The 20,014-nt window shown below is 64.6% G+C and carries 16 protein-coding genes; 14 read left to right on the top strand and 2 right to left on the bottom strand.

Annotated features, from left to right (window positions below):
• Positions 1-12: 12 nt before the first annotated feature.
• The 11 genes from ACVMB1_RS21580 to ACVMB1_RS21530 all read left to right on the top strand — a co-directional run bounded on the left by ACVMB1_RS21580 (position 13) and on the right by ACVMB1_RS21530 (position 12,010).
• The gene (locus tag ACVMB1_RS21580; protein ID WP_076824300.1) at positions 13-777 is read left to right on the top strand and encodes a substrate-binding domain-containing protein; all 765 of its coding nucleotides are present in this window, start codon (positions 13-15) and stop codon (positions 775-777) included.
• Positions 778-953: 176 nt separating this feature from the next.
• Positions 954-2,264 (top strand): ABC transporter substrate-binding protein, encoded by a 1,311-nt coding sequence (locus tag ACVMB1_RS21575; protein WP_076824302.1) that lies wholly within the window; start codon positions 954-956, stop codon positions 2,262-2,264.
• A gap of 22 nt (positions 2,265-2,286) precedes the next feature.
• A complete protein-coding gene (locus ACVMB1_RS21570) occupies positions 2,287-3,060 on the top strand; it encodes an ABC transporter ATP-binding protein (protein WP_050385458.1) in 774 nt (257 codons plus the stop codon).
• 4 nt (positions 3,061-3,064) lie between these two features.
• Positions 3,065-3,769: an ABC transporter ATP-binding protein gene (locus ACVMB1_RS21565; RefSeq protein WP_057015112.1), complete on the top strand. Its 705-nt coding sequence runs from the start codon at positions 3,065-3,067 to the stop codon at positions 3,767-3,769.
• A 232-nt stretch (positions 3,770-4,001) separates the two neighbouring features.
• Entirely contained in the window at positions 4,002-4,883 is an 882-nt protein-coding gene (locus ACVMB1_RS21560) for a branched-chain amino acid ABC transporter permease (RefSeq protein WP_057015074.1), read from the top strand.
• A complete protein-coding gene (locus ACVMB1_RS21555) occupies positions 4,880-5,890 on the top strand; it encodes a branched-chain amino acid ABC transporter permease (protein WP_057015075.1) in 1,011 nt (336 codons plus the stop codon). Before ACVMB1_RS21560 ends, ACVMB1_RS21555 begins: the two co-directional genes overlap by 4 nt.
• On the top strand, positions 5,856-6,797 hold the full coding sequence (locus ACVMB1_RS21550; RefSeq protein ID WP_057015076.1) for a polyphosphate kinase 2 family protein: 942 nt from the start codon (positions 5,856-5,858) through the stop codon (positions 6,795-6,797). Before ACVMB1_RS21555 ends, ACVMB1_RS21550 begins: the two co-directional genes overlap by 35 nt.
• A 92-nt stretch (positions 6,798-6,889) precedes the next feature.
• Positions 6,890-7,903: a phosphatase PAP2 family protein gene (locus ACVMB1_RS21545; RefSeq protein ID WP_158074158.1), complete on the top strand. Its 1,014-nt coding sequence runs from the start codon at positions 6,890-6,892 to the stop codon at positions 7,901-7,903.
• A 409-nt stretch (positions 7,904-8,312) separates the two neighbouring features.
• Positions 8,313-9,872 carry a 2-isopropylmalate synthase gene (locus ACVMB1_RS21540; protein ID WP_038383406.1) on the top strand — a complete coding sequence of 520 codons (1,560 nt, stop codon included), beginning with the start codon at positions 8,313-8,315 and terminating at the stop codon, positions 9,870-9,872.
• Between the two features lie 318 nt (positions 9,873-10,190).
• Entirely contained in the window at positions 10,191-11,183 is a 993-nt protein-coding gene (locus tag ACVMB1_RS21535; RefSeq protein WP_057015078.1) for a LysR family transcriptional regulator, read from the top strand.
• 188 nt (positions 11,184-11,371) lie between these two features.
• Complete coding sequence (locus ACVMB1_RS21530) at positions 11,372-12,010, top strand: HD domain-containing protein (RefSeq protein ID WP_057015113.1); 639 nt, start codon at positions 11,372-11,374, stop codon at positions 12,008-12,010.
• 115 nt (positions 12,011-12,125) lie between these two features.
• On the opposite strand, the gene mobA is transcribed toward ACVMB1_RS21530, so the two are convergent.
• Together mobA and ACVMB1_RS21520 are read right to left on the bottom strand one after the other, a co-directional pair.
• The gene (gene mobA / locus ACVMB1_RS21525) at positions 12,126-12,758 is read right to left on the bottom strand and encodes a molybdenum cofactor guanylyltransferase MobA (protein ID WP_057015079.1); all 633 of its coding nucleotides are present in this window, start codon (positions 12,756-12,758) and stop codon (positions 12,126-12,128) included.
• A complete protein-coding gene (locus ACVMB1_RS21520) occupies positions 12,751-13,635 on the bottom strand; it encodes a formate dehydrogenase accessory sulfurtransferase FdhD (protein WP_082653657.1) in 885 nt (294 codons plus the stop codon). The genes mobA and ACVMB1_RS21520 overlap by 8 nt, the downstream gene beginning before the upstream one ends.
• 184 nt (positions 13,636-13,819) lie before the next feature.
• Here ACVMB1_RS21520 and ACVMB1_RS21515 point away from each other — a divergent pair, with 184 nt between their 5' ends.
• The 3 genes from ACVMB1_RS21515 to fdhF all read left to right on the top strand — a co-directional run bounded on the left by ACVMB1_RS21515 (position 13,820) and on the right by fdhF (position 19,816).
• On the top strand, positions 13,820-15,073 hold the full coding sequence (locus ACVMB1_RS21515) for a molybdopterin molybdotransferase MoeA (protein WP_057015081.1): 1,254 nt from the start codon (positions 13,820-13,822) through the stop codon (positions 15,071-15,073).
• A gap of 207 nt (positions 15,074-15,280) precedes the next feature.
• Complete coding sequence (locus ACVMB1_RS21510) at positions 15,281-16,993, top strand: NADH-ubiquinone oxidoreductase-F iron-sulfur binding region domain-containing protein (protein WP_057015082.1); 1,713 nt, start codon at positions 15,281-15,283, stop codon at positions 16,991-16,993.
• Between the two features lie 36 nt (positions 16,994-17,029).
• The gene (fdhF, locus tag ACVMB1_RS21505; RefSeq protein ID WP_371852079.1) at positions 17,030-19,816 is read left to right on the top strand and encodes a formate dehydrogenase subunit alpha; all 2,787 of its coding nucleotides are present in this window, start codon (positions 17,030-17,032) and stop codon (positions 19,814-19,816) included.
• The last annotated feature ends 198 nt before the right edge of the window (positions 19,817-20,014 follow it).

Raw genomic sequence — 20,014 nt, 5'->3', positions numbered from 1 at the left:
AAGGAATGCGCAATGACCGAGCAAGGCACCGCTGCCGCTGCGTCGACACCGGCAATCGCCGATGGCCCCAACACGATCAAGGTCATCATTTCGGGTGGTTTCGCCACGGTCTACCGCGACGTGCTGCCTGAATTCGAGCGAAGCACGGGCATCGGGGTGGAGACCGGATCGGGCGCGTCGGAGGGCACCGGTCCGAAGACGATCAGGCACCAGCTTGCGAACGGCACCAAAGCGGATGTGGTGATCCTTTCGCGCGAGGGGCTTCGAAGTCTGACCGAAGACGGCCGAATTCGTGCGGGATCGGAAGCCGGACTGGCGACGGCACCTTTGGCCGCGGCGGTTCGAGCAGGCTCTCGCAAGCCGGACATCGGCAATGATGTCGCGCTCAGGAAAGCCTTGATCGATGCCGGCGAGGTGGTGGCGCCGAGCAGCACGAGCGGACAGTACGTCCGCGACAAGGTTTTCCCCAGGCTGAACTTGCCGGACACGGTCAGGCTCACCCTCGAGGCGCGCGGAACCGAAGCGGCCGAAGCGCTGAGAGCAGGCAAGGCAAATCTCTCGATCGGCCCGACCAGCGAACTGGTTCAGGAGGGTGGCATCGAAGTTGTCGGTTTGTTGCCGCCAGATTTCCAGCTGGTCCAGACCTTCACGGCCGCGATCGTCAGCGACGCGCAAGCGCCGGAAGCCGCCAAGCGCCTGATCGATTTTCTTGTCTCGGACAGCGATATCTTGCTCGCGGCCATCAAACGGGCCGGCATGGAACGGCCCCGCGGATAAATTGCCGCTGCCACGCGCGCGCCCGAGCACCGTGCGTCGGCACCGTTCCGCCGAAACTTTGCGCAAGCCTGCGCGGTGCGGACGCAGCCATCGCGCTTGACATCATCGGCCGCTCCCCCTGTGATAGGGCGGCACGACAACAAAAAATGCAGTGCACAATCTCTGGGGAGGGATTCATGCCGGTCAGGAGGGCTGCCCGCTGGCTTGCGGGTCTATCTGTCGCGCTTGCGGCGCTTGGTGTGGCCAATGCAGCGCATGCGCAGGACAAGAAGATCAAGATCGGCGTGATCTTCGATTTGACCGGCCCGCTGGCCGGCGGCGGCTCCGAGCTGCAATACACCGGCGTCAAGATCATGCTCGACCATTACGCCAAGACCGGCGTCGAGGGTTACAAGGTCGAGGCCGTCTATGCCGACGCGCAGAGCAAGCCCGACATCGCGATCAACGAGGCCGTCCGGCTGCTCGAGCAGGAAAAGGTCGACATGGTGATGGGCTTCTTCTCCTCGGCGCAATGCGTGCCGGTGTCGGCGCGGGTCGAGCAGATGAAGAAGTTCATGTGGATCACGACCTGCATTTCCTCCGGCGTGTTCGACGGCAAGAATTACAAATACGTGTTCCGTCCGCAGGCCGCCGGCAACCAGTACGGCATGATGACGACCGACTTCATCGCGCAATACTCCATGTCCAAGTTCGGCAAGGAGCCGAAGGACCTCCGCGTCGCCATCATCCATGAGGACGGCGCCTATGGCGTCGACGTCTCCAAGGGCAATGAGGCCGGCGCCAAGAAGGCCGGCTTCAACATCGTGCTCAAGGAGGGTTATTCGGCGACCGCGCCCGATCTGTCGGCGCTGGTGACCAAGCTGAAGCGCGCCAAGCCCGACGTGATCTTCCACACCGGCTACAATCCGGACATTACCCTGCTGTTCCGCCAGGCCCGCGAGCAGGGATTGAAGTTCGGCGCCATCGTCGGCCATGGCGCGGGCTACGGCGTCTACGAAAAGCTGAAGGAAGGGCTCGGCACCGACGCCAACTATCTCTTCAACACCGACCCGATCTCGATCTGGCTTGCCAACCAGAAGAACATGGATCCCAAGCTGCCGCCGGTCATCAAGATGGTCGGCGAGGAGTTTGACCGGCTGAAGCCCGGCGTGCCGATCCGATCCGCCCATGTCGGCATCGGCGCGGCCAACGCCTATGTCTTCCTCGACGACGTATTGCCGCGCGCGATCAAGAAGTATGGCGGCGTCGATCCGGATGCGCTGCGCAAGGCCGCGCTCGACACCGACATACCCGAGGGCGGCACCATGCTCGGCTACGGCGTGAAGTTCTACGGCGAGGGAGAGCAGTATGCCGGGCAGAACGCGCGCTCGTTCCCGGTGGTGCTGCAATATATCGACGACAAATCCTATGTGGTGTGGCCGAAGAGCCAGATGCAGCGCGAGACCGAGCTGCCGCTGCCGGCCGGCACCACCTACAGCTACAAATAGCTCGCTCGCGAAGGGAACTGCCGTGCTCGCCGTCGAAGGCCTGGTCAAGCGGTTTGGCGGCTTTCGTGCCGTCAACAACGTGTCGTTCCGCGTCGAGCAGGGCGAGATCCTCGGCCTGATCGGCCCGAACGGCTCCGGCAAGAGCACGATCTTCAACATGCTGTCGGGCACCTTGCCGCCGACCTCCGGCTCGATCCTGTTCGACGGCCACGAGATCGCGGGGCTCGCCCCGCACCGGATCATCAACCGTGGCATCGGCCGAACCTTCCAGATCCCGCGGCCGTTCCATCGCCTCAGCATCTTCGAGAACGTCGTGCTCGCCGGCTTCTACGGCCAGGGCCGCCACAGCCGCGGCAAGGCCGAGGAGGCGGCCGAGCGGGCGCTCGCGATGGTCGGGCTGCCGACCGATCGTCACGCCAGCGTCGAGGGCCTGGGCGCCGCCGGGTTGAAGAAGCTCGAGCTCGCCAAGGCGCTCGCCACCGGCCCGAAGCTGTTGCTCGCGGATGAGAGCCTTGGCGGCCTTGACGAGGCCGAGATGGACCAGGCCGCCGACATGCTGCGCCGGATCCGCGACGAGCTCGGCATCACCATCATCTGGGTCGAGCACATCATGGGCGTATTGATGCGCGTGGTCGATCGCGTGATGGTGCTCGATCACGGCGAGAAGATCGCCGAGGGCCTGCCGGCCGATGTCGCCGGCGACGCAAGAGTGATCGAGGTCTATCTCGGCACCGATGCGGATGCGAGCCTCGCAGCGGCGGCCGCAGCCCAGGCGCGGCGCCGGATCGGGGCGTGAGCGCATGCTGGAATTGAGATCGATCGACGCGGGCTATGGCAGCTTCCAGGCGCTGTTCGACGTCAGCCTCGACGTCAAGGCGGGCGAGGCGGTCGGCGTGATCGGCCCGAACGGCGCCGGCAAGACCACCCTGATGCGGGTGATCTCAGGGTTGATCCGCCCGATCAGGGGCACGATCGCGATGGAAGGCGTGAACGTCATCGCGACACCTCCGCATCGCATCGTCAGCCTCGGGATCGCGCATGTGCCGGAAAATCGCCGGTTGTTTCCCCGGCTCACCGTCGCCGACAACCTGAAGATGGGCGCCTACATGCCCGGTGCCCGCGCGCATTACGCCGAGCGGCTGGAGTTCGTGTTCGAGCTGTTTCCGCGCATGAAGGAGCGCCAGCACCAGATGGCCGGCACGATGTCGGGCGGCGAGCAGCAGATGTGCGCGATCGGCCGTGCGCTGATGTCGAACCCGAAACTGCTGCTGCTCGACGAGCCGTCGGCCGGCCTCGCGCCGGTCGTGGTGCAGCAGGTGTTCGAGCTCGTCAAGCGCATCCGCTCAAGCGGGCTGACGGTCCTGATCGTCGAGCAGAACGTGCAGCAGGTGCTGCGCGTGGTCGACCGCGCCTATCTGCTGGAAGCCGGCAGCATCCGCGCCGCCGGGTCAGCGGCGGAGCTCGCGGCGAGCGACACCATCAAGCAGGCATATCTCGGGGTGTGAGGGGGTAATGATCGTGAATCGAGCAAGCGCACTCACATATTTCCCCGCCATCCCCGGACGAACGCGTTTGCGTTCGCTCGGGAGGTGCGCGCTCTTGCGCGCCTCGAAGGATGAATCGGCCACAGACGGGCCGTGCATCCTTCGAGGCTCGCTCCGCTCGCACCTCAGGATGACGGTTGCGCTAGTTCGAGTTCGGCCAGATGACGACGCCTCGGTCTAAGGCAGAGCCACCATGCAATCCTTCCTCGACATCTTCGACATCTACCTGCTGGAGGCCGTCATCAACGGCATCCTGCTCGGCGGCGTGCTGGCGCTGCTTGCGCTCGGGCTCAACCTGATCTTCGGCGTCATCGACGTCACCTGGATCTGCTACGCCGAACTCGTCATGATCGGCATGTACGGCATGTACTATCTCGTGCAGTACTACGGCCTGCCATACTGGGCCGCCGCGCCGCTGGTGATCCTGCTGGTGGCGCTACTCGGCGCCGCGCTGCATTTCTTCGTGATCGCCCCGCTCCTGACCGCGCCGCCGATCAACCAGCTGCTCGCCACCGGCGGCGTGCTGTTCATCCTGCAGAGCTTTGCCACCGTCGCCTTCGGCATCGACTTCCGCAATCTCGGCATCCGCCTGCCGGTGCTCGCGCTCGGCGAGATGAATTTCAGCTACGCGCGATTGCTGTCGTTCGCTGCCGCGCTGCTCGGCATGATCGGCGTCTATCTGTTCCTGACCCGCACCTTCACCGGCACCGCGATCCGTGCCATCGCGCAGGACCGCCAGATCATGCCGCTGATGGGCGTCGACCCCAAGCGCATCTATCTCGTCACTTCGGCGATCGGCGGCGGGCTTGCCGGCCTCGCCGCCTGCCTCCTGGTGCTGCAATATGACGTGCATCCGTTCGTCGGCCTGTCGTTCGGGCCGATCACCTTCCTGATCTGCGTGCTCGGCGGGCTCGGCAATTTCATCGGCGGCTTCATCGCGGCCTTCGTGTTCGCCGAGATCATCTCGCTCGGCGGCCTGTTCTCCGATCTCGAATGGGGTTACGTGCTGGCCTTTGCCTTCTTCATCGTCATGATGTTCATCCGGCCCGCGGGCCTCCTGGCGAGGCGCTCGTGAACAGGCAAGCCGCCGGCTGGATCATCGCGCTGATCGCGCTCGTCGCGGTGCCCTTTGTGCATCGCGATCCCTATCATCTGCACGTGCTGGTGCTGATCCTGATCTGGTCGTTCGCCTACACCTCGTGGTCGATCATGGGGCGCTTCGGCCTGGTCTCGCTCGGCCATGGCGGCTTCATGGGCATCGGCGCCTATGTCACCGCGCTGCTGTGGAACCATCTCGGCGTGTCCCCCTGGATCGGCATTCCCGTCAGCATGGCGACCGCCGGCGTGCTCGCGCTCGTCGTCGCCTATCCCTGCTTCCGCTTCCGCATCACCGGGCATTATTTCGTACTGGTGACGCTGGCGCTGTCGGGCATCGTGCTGCAGGTCATCACCGCGACCCGCGACTATACCGGCGGCTCGCTCGGCTACACCCCGCAGCGCGCCCCGAGCGGCAAGGGGCTGCTCGCGCTGCAATTCGACGACAAGACCACCTGGTATCTGATCGCGCTCGCGGTCTGGATCACAGGCCTCGTGATCTGGCGCGCGATCGATCGCAGCATGATCCGCCATGCCATGGAGGCGATCTCGGAAGACGAGGATGCCGCCGCCGCCGCGGGCGTCAACGTCACCGCCGAGAAGCTCAAGATCACCCTGATCAGCGCGCTGATGACCGCGCTGTCGGGCGCGCTCTACTGCCAGTACCAGATGTTCATCTCGCCCGACACGGTGAGCGGCATCGCGGTCTCCCTGCAGATGGTGTTCGCGGCGATCGTGGGCGGCGTCTATGTCGCGCTGGGACCGACGGTCGGCGCCGTCATCACCATCGTGCTGGCCGAGGTGTTGCGCATCTCTTTCGGCACCAAGGCGGTCGGCTGGGACAATCTGGTCTATGGCGTACTGCTGGTGTTGTTCATCATCTTCCTGCCCAAGGGCATTCTTGGTAGCGTGATCGACCGGATCAAATCGCCGCGCAAGCCGTCGAGAAGCCATGAGCAACAAACCGTCCCCATCGCTCGCCGATGAACTGAAGCCCTTCGTCGCGCCGTTCCGCTTCGACGGGTCGGGCGAATTTCACCTCAAATCGTATCCGACCGCCGAGAAGGGCGGCATCGACAAGGACGCCGGCGGCAAGATCATCGAGGCCAACCGCAAGCGGCTCAACGACTTCCAGGAGAAGCTCTACGCCCAGGACCGCTGGTCGCTGCTGCTGATCTTCCAGGGCATGGATGCCGCCGGCAAGGATTCCGCGATCAAGAGCGTGTTCGAGGGCGTCAATCCGCAGGGCTGCGAGGTTTCCTCCTTCAAGCAGCCTTCGACCAGGGAGCTCGACCACGACTTCATGTGGCGCGCCATGATCGCGCTGCCGGAGCGCGGCCGCATCGGCATCTTCAACCGCTCCTATTACGAGGAGTGCCTGGTGGTGCGGGTGCATCCGGAAGTGCTCGACAAGCAGAAGATCCCGAAGAAGCTGGTGACCAAGAACATCTGGCGCGAACGCTTCGAGGACATTGCGTCGATCGAGCGCTATCTGTCGCGCAACGGCACCGTGATCCTGAAATTCTTCCTCAACGTCTCCAAGGAGGAGCAGCGCCAGCGTTTCCTCGACCGGCTCGAGGAGCCGGCCAAGAACTGGAAGTTCTCGATGGCCGACGTCGCCGAGCGCAAGCTGTGGGCCAAATATCAGGCCGCTTATCAGGACATGATCCATCACACCGCAACCAAAGAGGCGCCCTGGCACATCGTGCCGGCCGACCACAAATGGTTCGCCCGCGTCGTGATCGGCTCGACCATCGTCAACGCCCTCGACGGGCTCGACCTGAAATTCCCCGAAGTCGACAAGGCCGACTTGAGCGAATTCAAGCGCGTCCGCGCGGCGCTGGAGGCGGAAGGCAAGGGCGGGGCGGGCGAGAAGACGTCTGCAAAGAAGTAGGCGCCGCGTCCCATGTTTGTCGCATGCGGATATTCCCAGCGCGTACCGGCCGCTCGCAAGGCAATCTTAATGAATTGACGCAACATGGGGGTATGGCAACCACAGATTTAGCGACAGGCAGTCACAACCCGAACGATGACGCACTGACGGGCGTGCTATGGGCGCCTGTCCTGCTGTTCCTGGCTGGTTGCTTTGCTGCCTTCCATTGGTCCGGATTCCGGCACGTCGATGTCAATTGGGCCGGCTATGGCGGGATGGCAGCGATCTTGCTCAGCGCCTACCTCGTGACAAAGGGACTGCGAATCCAATTCGTCCAATTGTTCATAAACTGCTGGTCGCAGAATCTGGTGGTTGCGATCGCCGCGACGATGTTGACCTATGCCGCCGCGACAGTCGGCCGTCCCCTGATCGACGACCAATTGCTGCGTGCTGATCAGCTGATCGGATATGATTGGAGAGCTTATGCGGGGTTCTTCGCGGGCTCGGACACGATGGTCCGCTTCGTGAGCGAATTCTATAACTCGATTTTTTATCTGCCCAATGTTGTGATCCTGGCGCTGGCCATCAAGAAGGATGTCAAGACGCTTGAGAAATTCATCCTGGCGGCGATCATATCACTGCTGCTGACGATTGGGATTTTTGCCCTGGTTCCGGCCACCACCGCGTGGACCCATCTGCATCTCAGCGATACCGAGATATCCTCGTTCCGGAATTTGCCGCTGTCGTCCGACGGCTGGATCGATGAGCTGATCCGGATTCGCGAAGGAAGCCTCAGAAGCCTGCGCAATTTCCAGGGCAAGGGACTGATCGCGTTTCCTAGCTTCCATTGCGCGGCAGCCCTGATCCTGATCTGGGCAAGCTGGAACATCCGCTGGCTGCGCATCCCGATGACGCTCGTCAATCTGGGCATGATCCTGGCAACGCCGATCGTCGGCGGTCACTACGTCGCGGACCTGATCGGCGGTCTGGTGATCACGATCGTGTCCGTGATCCTCGCTGGTTGGCTTCACACCTGGATGCTGCGGCACGTGGCTGTGGTCCGGCGAGGAGCATGGGCGATGATACCCGCGGTGCAACGAGCTGAGCCCCGGGCGGAAGTCAGGTGAGGGCGATCGCGCCCCAGCCATGCGATGACGATAGGTCAATCCACCTGACCATCTTTACCCATTGCGGCAGCTTGCCATAATCGTCTAGAACGACGGCGCACAGCGCGTCCCGGCAACCAACCGTCAATGGTTTTGCCCGAGGATTTTGGCGCTCAACAGGGTCTGGCAATGCTGATTCGCGGCCAAATTGATGGGATTTCAGGGGAGGTGGCCCAGGCTACCGCCGCGATCCCTGCCGCAGCGCCCACCCTGCTTATTGGCGGCCTTCTTCTTACCTGCCCCTGAGGGCCGGCTGGGCGTTTGCGCCTGGGCACTCAGGGGTTTGTACGAGATCACCGAACCCTGATATCGCCCAAGTAATTGCTCAAGGAGCAACATGACGGGCGCAAAGCTTAAAGGAATTTCTGACATGGCCACCGCGAACAAGTCCGAGAAGGACCGCGTCATCATTTTCGACACCACCTTGCGCGACGGCGAGCAGTGCCCCGGCGCCACCATGACCTTCGAGGAGAAGCTCGAGGTCGCCGAACTCCTGGACGACATGGGCGTCGATGTCATCGAGGCCGGCTTCCCGATCACCTCGGAAGGCGATTTCCAGGCGGTCAGCGAGATCGCCCGCCGCTCCAAGAACTCGGTCATCGCGGGCCTGTCCCGTGCCCATCCGGCCGACATCGACCGCTGCGCCGAAGCCGTGAAGTTCGCCCGCCGCGGCCGCGTCCACACCGTGATCGCGACCTCGCCGCTGCATATGCGGGTGAAGTTGAACAAGACCCCCGAGGAGGTCATCGAGACCTCGGTCGCGATGGTCGCCCGCGCCCGCAACCAGATCGACGACGTCGAATGGTCGGCCGAGGACGGCACCCGCAGCGAGATGGACTATCTGTGCCGGATCGTCGAAGCGGTGATCAAGGCCGGCGCCACCACGGTGAACATCCCCGACACCGTCGGCTACACGGTGCCGGAGGAATACACCCACTTCATGCGCACGCTGATCGAGCGCGTGCCGAATTCCGACAAGGCGATCTTCTCGGTGCATTGCCACAACGACCTCGGCATGGCGGTCGCGAACTCGCTGGCCGGCGTCGTCGGCGGCGCGCGGCAGGTCGAGTGCACCGTCAACGGTATCGGCGAGCGCGCCGGCAATGCCGCGCTGGAAGAGATCGTGATGGCGATCAATGTGCGGAACGACAAGTTTCCGTTCTGGAACAAGATCGACACCACGCAGCTCACCCGCGCCTCGAAGGTGGTGTCCGCGGCCACCTCGTTCCCGGTGCAGTACAACAAGGCAATCGTTGGCCGTAACGCGTTCGCGCATGAGAGCGGCATCCATCAGGACGGCGTGCTGAAGGACGCCTCGACCTACGAGATCATGCGGCCCGAGATGGTCGGCCTGAAGCAGTCCTCGCTGGTGCTCGGCAAGCATTCCGGCCGCCACGCCTTCATCCACAAGCTGGAGGAGATGGGCTACAAGCTCGGCGCCAACCAGCTGGAGGATGCCTTTACGCGGATGAAGGCGCTGGCCGACCGCAAGAAGGACATCTACGACGAGGACATCGAGGCGCTGGTCGACCAGGAGATGGCGGCCGCGCACGACCGCATCAAGCTGACCTCGCTGACCGTGATCGCCGGCACCCATGGCCCGCAGCGCGCGACCATGAAGCTCGACGTCGACGGCCAGATCAAGATCGAGGAGGCCGAGGGCAACGGCCCGGTCGACGCCGTCTTCAACTGCATCAAGCGCCTAGTGCCGCACGAGGCCAAGCTGGAGCTCTATCAGGTGCACGCGGTGACCGAAGGCACCGACGCGCAGGCCGAAGTCTCGGTGCGTCTGGCCCATGAAGGTCGCTCGATGACGGCCCGCGCCGCCGATCCGGACACGCTGGTCGCCTCCGCAAAGGCCTATCTCGGCGCGCTGAACAAGATCGTGATGAAGCGCCAGCGCGACGTCCCGGCCAAGGCTGCGGGCTGACGAGCGCGGTCGACCGACAGGTTGAAACGCGGCGCCCTGGCGCCGCGTTTTTCGTTTGGGCGTGCAGATCTAGAGCGAGAGTCCTCCGTCATTGCGAGCGTAGCGAAGCAATCCATCTCTCCGATTCCTGATACATGGATTGCTTCGTCGCTTCGCGCCTCGCAATGACGGCGGTAGTTGGCCAGATTGGAATAAAATTAGACCATTTCGGTTACCGTTGGAATCATTTACCAATATTCCGCTCCATCCCGCATTGCTTTGGAATCTTCCGCGCCATCTCCAGCGCTACGCTGCGTTCTTTCCCGGGGAACGCCGTCCATGCCGATCTCCTCCATCGTGACAGACCTTCCGCGCGCCGCCACGCCGGCGGAGACCGCGCTGACGCGCCGGGTCGACCTGACAACGCTTCGCCTGTTCGTCGCGGTCTGCGACGAACAGAACCTCACCCGCGCCGCGCAGCGCGAGGGGATCGCGGCGTCGGCGGTGTCGAAGCGGATGAACGATTTCGAGCTGGCGTTCGGCGTTACGCTGTTCAAGCGGCTCGCCAAGGGCATGGCGCTGACGCCGGCGGGCGAGGCGCTGCTGCACCACGCCCGGGTGACGCTGCTCAATGTCGAGAAGATCGCGGTCGAGCTGTCGGAATATTCGCAAGGCGTGCGCGGCCATGTCCGCATGCTCGCCAATCTCTCGGCGATCGTGCAATACCTGCCCGAGGATCTCTCCGCCTTCTTCGCCGCGCATGAATTGCTCCGCGTCGATCTGCAGGAGCGGCCGAGCGGGCAGGTGGTGCGCGGCATCGAGGAGGGCGCGGCCGAGATCGGCATCTGCTCGGCCGAGGCCGACAGCCGCGCGCTCGAGGCCTTCCATTATCGCTACGACAATCTGGTGGTGGTGATGCGCGCCGACCATCGGCTGGCCGGCCGCGAGACATTGCTGTTCACCGAGACGCTCGATTTCGACCATATCGGCTTGCACACCGCGAGCTCGATCTATCTGCGCTCGCAATATGCGGCGACGCAAGCCGGCAAGGCGATGCGGCTGCGCATCAATGTGCCCGGCTTCGATGCGGTCTGCCGCATGGTGCAGGCCAATATGGGGCTCGGGCTGATCCCCGGCCGCGCCTTCGAGGTGGTCGGCGCCGGCATGGGCCTTCGCGCGATCCCGCTGCGCGACGATTGGGGACGGCGCGAGCTGAAGATCGTGGTCCGCGACACCGCGCATCTGTCGGCAACCAGCCGTCTGATGCTGGACTATCTGCGGGCGGCGGAGGCGGGGAGCGTGGCGCGGATAGGCGTGGCGCAGGTGCGCTGAGCCGGATATTGCACCAGCCTCACGATCTCCCTGCAGAATCTTCATGCAGCCGGGGCCTTCCGGTTGCCGCTTCGCGGGTTAGGTAGTGGTACGATTCACTGCAGCGGAGTGCCGGCGCGCATGAATCGTGACGCCATTGGCCGTCCAGTGCATGCATCCGGGACGCTACACAGGGCAGGAGTGCGATGATGGCGGACACGATTTCCGGCATTCGAATCCCGGACAGCAAGATCGCGCGGGAGGCCGCCGAGTTGGTGCGGCAATATGAGACCGAGATGTTGTTCAATCACTCGGTCCGAGTGTTTGTGTTCGGCGCGCTCAAGGGTGCCAGGCAAGGTCTGAAGTTCGACGCTGAACTGCTTTATGTTGCCGCGCTGTTTCATGATCTCGGCCTTGTCGAACATTTTCATACCGAGACCAAACGGTTTGAGGTCGACGGCGCCGATGCGGCGCGCAAATTTCTCAGGAGCCACGGCATCGCCGAGCCCAAAGCGGACCTGGTGTGGGAGGCGATCGCCTTGCACACCACGCCCGGCATTCCGCAATACATGCGGCCTGAAATCGCGCTCACCAATGCAGGCGTATTGGTCGATGCCGTCGGCGTCGGATACGATGACTATACCGCCGAGCAGCGCGACGGCGTCCTTGCCGCGTTTCCCCGCGGCGATTTCAAGAACGAGTTCATCGAGGTTCAGACCTGCTCGGCCCTGAAGAAGCCGCAGACCACGTTCGGCACCGTCAATTTCGACTTCGTCGCGGAGCGCGATCCCACATTTCACAGGCCGAACGCCTGCACCCGGATCCGCAACACGCCGTGGCCGAGCTGAGTGGGGCGGCGGACGTTAGAGCGTTTTCGAGCGAAGTGGACGCCGGTTCGCGTGAAGAAAACGCGTCAAAACAAGAATCTAGAGCTTCGGTTCTGATTCAATCAGAACCGATGCTCTATCCGCCGTCGAGCGCGGCGAGGCGGTCGGCTTCCGCGATGTCCTCGACGGTGTTGGCATTGAAGAACGGATCCAGCGGCTCGGTCGGCCACTCGACCGTTGCGAGCGGATAGCGCGCGGTCCAGCGGTCGATCTTGCGCACGTCCTCGACGACAAGCGCCTTGCGCAACTCGTTCCGCAAGCGGACGCTCCAGAGACCGATGACGGGATGCGTCTGCCCGCCGGATGAAGCGACCGCGAGCTCGGCATTCACGGCCGCGCGCGCTTGCTCCAGGCGCGTGACGAGGTCGCACGGCAGAAACGGACAGTCGCCCGCGGCGCTCAGCACCCATTGCGCATCCGGCCGGTTGGCGGCGGTCCAGTCGAGCGCGGCCAGGATGCCGGCGAGCGGACCGGGATAGTCGGCGACATCGTCGGCGACGACCGGAAGGCCGAACGCGGCGAAGCGCGCCGGGTCGCCATTGGCGTTGATGATCAGCCCACTGCATTGCGGAGCGAGACGGTCGATCACCCGTTGCAGAATGGTGCGGCCCGCGATCTTGCGCATCGGCTTGTCGCCGCCGCCCATCCGGCGCGCGAGGCCGCCGGCGAGCAGCACGCCCGGGATGCTAGTCCCCGGAATGTCAGTCATTGTCGGTCTCGCCCTTGCGCTTGTGACGCATCGATTCCTCTTCGACATAGTCGAGGTTCTGGTCGTAGACGATCCGCTCCTCACCGGACAGCGCGATGAAGCGCTTGCCGCGGGCGCGACCGACCAGCGTCAATCCGACCTGCCGCGCCAGATCGACGCCCCACGCCGTGAATCCGGAGCGCGAGACCAGGATCGGGATCCCCATCCGCACCGTCTTGATCACCATCTCCGAGGTCAGCCGGCCGGTGGTGTAGAGAATCTTGTCGGCCGGATCGACATTGTGCCGGTAGATCCAGCCCGCGATCTTGTCGACGGCATTATGCCGGCCGACATCCTCGGTGTAGCACACCGGCGTCGCCTCCTTGCACAGCACGCAGCCGTGAATAGCGCCGGCTTCCAGATAGAGCGAGGGCATCGTGTTGATGGTGTGCGTCATCCGGTAGAGCCAGGAGGTTCGCAGTTCGGCCTTCGGCAGCGCGACCTTCTCGACGGCTTCGAGCAGGTCGCCGAACGCCGTGCCCTGGGCGCAGCCCGAGGTCTGGGTGCGCTTCTTCAGCTTGGCCTCGAAATTGGTGTGGTGCGCGGTACGCACCACGACGACCTCGAGATCGTCGTCATATTCGACCTCGGTGACGACGTCGTCGTATTTGAGCATGTTCTGGTTCAGCAGGTAGCCGAGCGCGAGGTATTCGGGGTAGTCGTTGATCGTCATCATCGTGACGATCTCCTGCGCGTTGAGGTACAGCGTCAGCGGCCGCTCGACCGGCACCTTGATCTCGGTCCGCGCGCCGGTCTGATCGACGCCGACCACGCGCTCCGTCAGGCGCGGATCGTCCGGATCAGGAACAATGATGGGAGCGGTGGTTTTCTCGGGCACTGCTTGACGTCCAGATGGGTTCACATGGCAACGCAGCTAGGGATATAAGCACGTTCGGAGACTGACTGGCGACTCTCCGCCGCGTCGGCGGAACTGCCATCGATCGGTCCGGCTTTAAGGATAACGCCGCAGTTCGCGATCCGGGTCGAACAAATCTTGTCGATGGCGAGGACTGAGGGAGATCATGGCGCAGCTTTCGGACGACTGCTTCGCATTCGGCGGACCGATGATGTCGGTCGATGAGGCCGTCGCGATCATCGCCGCGCGGGTCAAGCCTGTCGGCGAGACCGAAGCCGTTGCCCTGGTGGATGCGGACGGACGCATCCTGGCCGGCGACATTGTCGCGCCGCTTGCGCTGCCGCCGTTCAAGAATTCCGCCGTCGACGGCTACGCGGTATCCGGCGCGGACCTGCCGGCGAGCGGCGAGCGCGCGTTTCCCGTTGCCGGACGGGTGCAGGCGGGCGCGTCGGCGCAGCCGGCGCAGGCGGGCCAAGCGGTGCGGATCTTCACCGGCGCGCCGATGCCCGATGGCACCGACACCGTGTTCATGCAGGAAGACGTGCGGATCGACGAGTCCGGGCGTGTGATCCTGCCGTCCGGCCTCAAGGTCGGCGCCAATGTGCGCCCCAGCGGCGAAGACATTCCGCGCGGCCACGTCGCGCTGGCGGCGGGCCGGCGGCTGCGGCCGCAGGATATCGCGGTCGCCGCCGCCTTCGGACTCACCACGCTCGATGTGGTGCGGCGGCTTCGCGTCGGGGTGTTCTCGACCGGCGATGAACTGGCTGCGCCCGGCAGCGCGCGCACCGAAGCGCAACTGTTCGATTCCAACCGCTTCATGCTGATGGCGATGTTGCGGCGGCTCGGTTGCGAGGTCGGCGATCTCGGCATCCTGCGCGACGAGCGGGCCGAGCTCGCCGCGGCGCTCAAGCAGGTCGCGCGGCGCTACGACCTGATCCTGACCACCGGCGGGGTCTCGACCGGCGAAGAGGACCACGTCAGGGCCGGCATCGAGCAGGCGGGCTCGCTGGTGCTGTGGCGGATGGCGATCAAGCCCGGCCGCCCGGTGGCGATGGGAATCATCGACGGCACCCCGCTGATCGGCCTGCCCGGCAATCCGGTGGCGAGCTTCGTCACCTTCGTTCATGTCGTGCGGCCGACCGTGCTGGCGCTATCGGGCGCTGTGCCGTCCCCCTTGCTGTCGATGCCGGTGCGGGCGGCCTTCAGCTACAAGAAGAAGAGTGGGCGGCGCGAATATGTCCGCGTCTCGCTGCGACGGGCGACGGACGGTACGCTGGAAGCGAACAAGTTTCCTCGCGAGGGAGCCGGTCTGCTGTCGTCGCTGATCGAGACCGATGGACTGGTCGAACTCGGCGAGTCGGTGGTGCGGGTTGAACCTGGCGATGCCGTCGGCTTTCTCGGCTACGCCGACCTGCTGTGAGAGCTGAAACGCGGTCGGGACCGCGCAGCGCGACGGGTGCGCGATAGCAAAATCAGATCGCCCGATAGGCAAACATAAACAATGGCCTACGCGGCAACCCGACGCTGCTAGAGACGTTCTAAAACTGCTTGCCTCTGGCATACCAGAGAATAGAGTTCGTCGAAGCAGTGCAATTCGCGCAAAGCGTGGTTCCCAAGGCGAGGCTTCATGAGTCGAGACGACGTTCACAAGGTTCGTGCGTTCGAGCATCCCGGACAGGGCAGGAAGCGAGCGAAGGCTACGCCCAAGGGACGCCAGGTCGACCCCGTGGCCGCCCATGAGATCGAGACGCTGCTCGGCGATCGTCCGAGGCGGCGCGACCTCCTGATCGAGTATCTGCATCTGATCCAGGACAAATACCATCAGATCTCGGCGGCGCATCTTGCCGCGCTCGCCGACGAGATGAAGCTGTCGTTCGCCGAAGTGTTCGAGACCGCCACCTTCTACGCGCATTTCGACATCGTGAAGGAAGGCGAGGCTGACATCGCGCCGCTCACCGTACGTGTCTGCGATTCGCTGACCTGCGCGATGCTCGGCGGCGAACAGCTGTTGAAGGATCTGCAGAACCGCGCCGGCCCCGGCATCCGCGTCGTGCGCGCACCGTGCGTCGGCCGCTGCGACACCGCGCCCGCTGCCGAGGTCGGCCACAACTTCGTCGATCATGCGACCGTCACCAATGTGCTGGCGGCGGCGAAGAGCGGCGACACCCATGTGCACCTTCCGCCATATGTCGACTACGACGCCTATGTGGCGGGCGGCGGATACCGGCTGCTGGCGCGCCTGCGCTCAGGCGAGCTGCCGCGCGAAGACCTGCTGAAGGCGCTCGACGATGCGTCGCTGCGCGGCCTCGGCGGCGCCGGTTTTCCGACCGGCCGCAAGTGGCGCGCGGTGCTCGGCGAGCCCGGTCCGCGATTGATGGCGGTGAACGGCGACGAAGGCGAGCCCGGTACGTTCAAGGACCGCTATTATCTCGAGACCGATCCGCATCGTTTCCTCGAGGGCATGCTGATCGGCGCCCACGTGGTGGAGGCGCCGGAAGTCTACATCTATATCCGCGACGAGTACCCGGCCTGCCGCGACATCCTCGCGCGCGAGATCGCGAAGCTCCCACCGGGTGGTCCGACGCTGCATCTGCGGCGCGGCGCCGGCGCCTATATCTGCGGCGAGGAATCCTCGCTGTTGGAATCGATCGAGGGCAAGCGCGGCCTGCCGCGGCACAAGCCACCATATCCGTTCCAGGTCGGGCTGTTCGGCCTGCCGACGCTGATCAACAACATCGAGACGTTGTGGTGGGTGCGCGACATCGTCGAGAAGGGCGCCGATTGGTGGAAGAGCCACGGCCGCAACGAACGCCACGGCCTGCGCAGCTTCTCGGTGTCGGGACGCGTCAAGAATCCCGGCGTCAAGCTCGCTCCCGCCGGCATCACGCTGCGCGAGTTGATCGACGAGTTCTGCGGTGGCATGGCCGATGGCCATACCTTGCAGGCCTATCTGCCGGGCGGTGCATCCGGCGGCATCCTGCCGGCGTCGATGGACGACATCCCGCTCGATTTCGGCACGCTGGAGAAATATGGCTGCTTCATCGGCTCCGCCGCCGTGGTCGTGCTCTCGCAGGCCGATGACGTCAGGGATGCCGCGCTGAACCTGATGAAGTTCTTCGAGGACGAGAGCTGCGGGCAATGCACGCCGTGCCGCGCCGGAACCGAGAAGGCGGCGCTGTTGATGCAGCAGCCGGTCTGGAACAAGGAACTGCTCGACCAATTGAGCCAGGCGATGCGCGATGCGTCCATCTGTGGCCTCGGTCAGGCGGCCTCCAATCCGCTGACCTCCGTGATCAAATATTTTCCGGACGGCTTTCGTCCGCAGCAAGCCGCCGAGTAGGCGTGGCCGAGCAGACGAATTTCGACGAGGATTTGAATGAGCAACAATCAGAACTCAGGCCTGACGATTCAGTTCGAGCTCGACGGCCAGCAGGTCGAGGCGCGGGCCGGCGAGACGATCTGGCAGGTCGCCAAGCGCCAGGGCACCGAGATCCCGCATCTGTGCTATTCGCCCGCGCCGGACTACAGGCCGGACGGCAACTGCCGCGCCTGCATGGTCGAAATCGAAGGCGAGCGCGTGCTGGCGGCGTCCTGCAAGCGGACGCCGACGGTCGGCATGAAGGTGAAGTCGGCCAGCCAGCGTGCCGTCGCGGCGCAGAAGATGGTGATGGAGCTGCTGGTGGCGGACCAGCCGGCGCGCGAGACTTCGCACGATCCGGACTCGAAATTCTGGCACTGGGCCGAGAAGACCGGCGTGACCGAAAGCCGCTTTCCCGCGACTGAACGCTGGCACGCCGACACCAGCCATCCGGCGATGAGGGTCAATCTCGACGCCTGCATCCAGTGCGGCCTCTGCGTGCGGGCGTGCCGCGAGGTGCAGGTCAACGACGTGATCGGCATGGCCTACCGCAACCACGACGCCAAGATCGTGTTCGACTTCGACGATCCGATGGGCGAATCGACCTGCGTCGCCTGCGGCGAGTGCGTGCAGGCCTGTCCGACCGGCGCGCTGATGCCGGCGGTCATGCTCGACGACAAGCAGACCCGCGTCACCTATCCGGACAAGAAAGTGGATTCGCTGTGCCCGTATTGCGGCGTCGGATGCCAGGTCACCTATCAGGTCAAGGACGAGAAGGTGATCTACGCGGAAGGCCGTGATGGTCCCGCCAATCATAACCGGCTCTGCGTCAAGGGCCGCTTCGGCTTCGACTACATCCATCACCCCAATCGCCTGACCAAGCCGCTGGTGCGACTGCCCGGCGTCAAGAAGGATGCCAACGACCAGGTCGATCCGGCCAATCCTTACACCCATTTCCGCGAGGCATCCTGGGAAGAGGCGCTCGATCTGGCCGCCGCGGGCCTGCGCAAGATCCGCGACGAGAAGGGCGCCAAGGCGCTGGCCGGCTTCGGCTCGGCCAAGGGCTCGAACGAGGAAGCCTATCTGTTCCAGAAGCTGGTGCGCACCGGCTTCGGCTCCAACAATGTCGATCACTGCACGCGGCTGTGTCACGCCTCGTCGGTGGCGGCGCTGTTCGAGGGATTGAGCTCAGGCGCGGTGTCGGCGCCGTTCGCGGCCGCGGCCGACGCCGAGGTGATCTGGGTGATCGGCGCCAATCCGACCGTGAACCATCCGGTCGCCGCCACCTACATCAAGAACGCCGCCAAGCTCGGCGCCAAGCTCTACGTGATGGACCCGCGCCGGCAGACGCTGTCGCGCCACGCCACGCAGCACCTGCAGTTCAAGCCGGGCAGCGACGTCGCGATGCTGAACGCGATGATCCACACGATCATCACGGAAGGCCTGACCGACGAGCAGTACATCGCCGGCTATACCGAGGGCTATGACGAGCTGAAGGCGAAGATCCAGGAGTTCACGCCGGAGCGCATGTCCCAGATCTGCGGCATTCCGGCGGAGACGCTGCGCGAGGTCGCGCGCGCCTATGCCCGCGCCAAATCGTCGATCATCTTCTGGGGCATGGGCATCAGCCAGCACGTCCACGGCACCGACAATGCGCGCTGCCTGATCGCGCTCGCGCTGATCACCGGCCAGGTCGGCCGCCCCGGCACCGGGCTGCATCCGCTGCGCGGGCAGAACAACGTGCAGGGCGCCTCCGACGCCGGCCTGATCCCGATGTTCCTTCCGGACTACCAGCCGGTCGGCCGCGACGACATGCGCGGCGCCTTCGAGAAACTCTGGGGGCAGGAGCTCGATCCGGTGCGCGGCCTGACCGTGGTCGAGATCATGAATGCGATCCACGCCGGCGAAATCCACGGCATGTATGTCGAGGGCGAGAATCCCGCGATGTCCGATCCCGACCTGCAGCACGCGCGCGAGGCGCTGGCCAAGCTCGATCATCTCGTCGTGCAGGATCTGTTCGTCACAGAGACCGCGTTCCACGCCGACGTCATCCTGCCGGCCTCGGCGTTCGCCGAAAAGTCCGGCTCCTTCACCAATACCGACCGCCGCGTGCAGCTGGCGCGCGAGGTGATCAAGCCGCCGGGCGATGCAAGGCAGGATCTCTGGATCATCCAGGAGATCGGCAAGCGGATGGGACTGCCCTGGAACTATGCGGGGCCGGGCGAGGTCTTCACCGAGATGGCCGAGTTGATGCCGTCACTGAAGAACATCAGCTGGGACCGCCTGGTGCGCGAGGGCGCGGTGACCTATCCGGTCGACGATCCCGACAAGCCCGGCAACGAGATCATCTTCACCACCGGCTTCCCGACCGAAAGCGGCCGCGGCAGGATCGTGCCGGCCAAGGTGATCCCGCCGGACGAACTGCCCGACGACGAGTACCCGATGGTGCTGTCGACCGGCCGCGTGCTCGAACATTGGCACACCGGCTCGATGACGCGCCGTGCCCAGGTGCTGGACCAGATCGAGCCCGAAGCGGTCGCGTTCATGACCCCGAAGGACATGCGCAAGAAGGGACTCGCGCCCGGCGACTTCATCCGTCTCGAGACGCGCCGCGGCGCGGTCGAGGTCAAGGTGCGTGCCGACCGCGACGTGCCCGAGAACATGGTCTTCATGCCGTTCTGCTACGCGGAAGCGGCGGCCAACCTGTTGACCAACCCGGCGCTCGACCCGTTCGGCAAGATTCCGGAGTTCAAGTTCTGCGCGGTCCGCGCCGAGAAGATCGATATCCGGACCGCGGCGGAATAGCGGTCCGGGGACGAAGCGCGGAAAGCCGCCCGCCGGCTACTCGCTCGCCCGACACAGCACCGCAAGCACCGTCGATCGACGTCCGCTCAGAGCGTAAGAGCGGGGCGTCGCTGCGGCGTGGACCCATGTCGCCCTTTGCCCCAAAGCGGACCCGTTTGAGAGCCCGGAAGTTGCCATTTCCACGAGAACTCGCGTATG

The sequence above is a fragment of the Bradyrhizobium sp. USDA 4504 genome (assembly GCF_054063995.1).
Note: the sequence above shows the minus strand (reverse complement) of the source record. Positions and strands in the feature narration are given on the sequence as shown.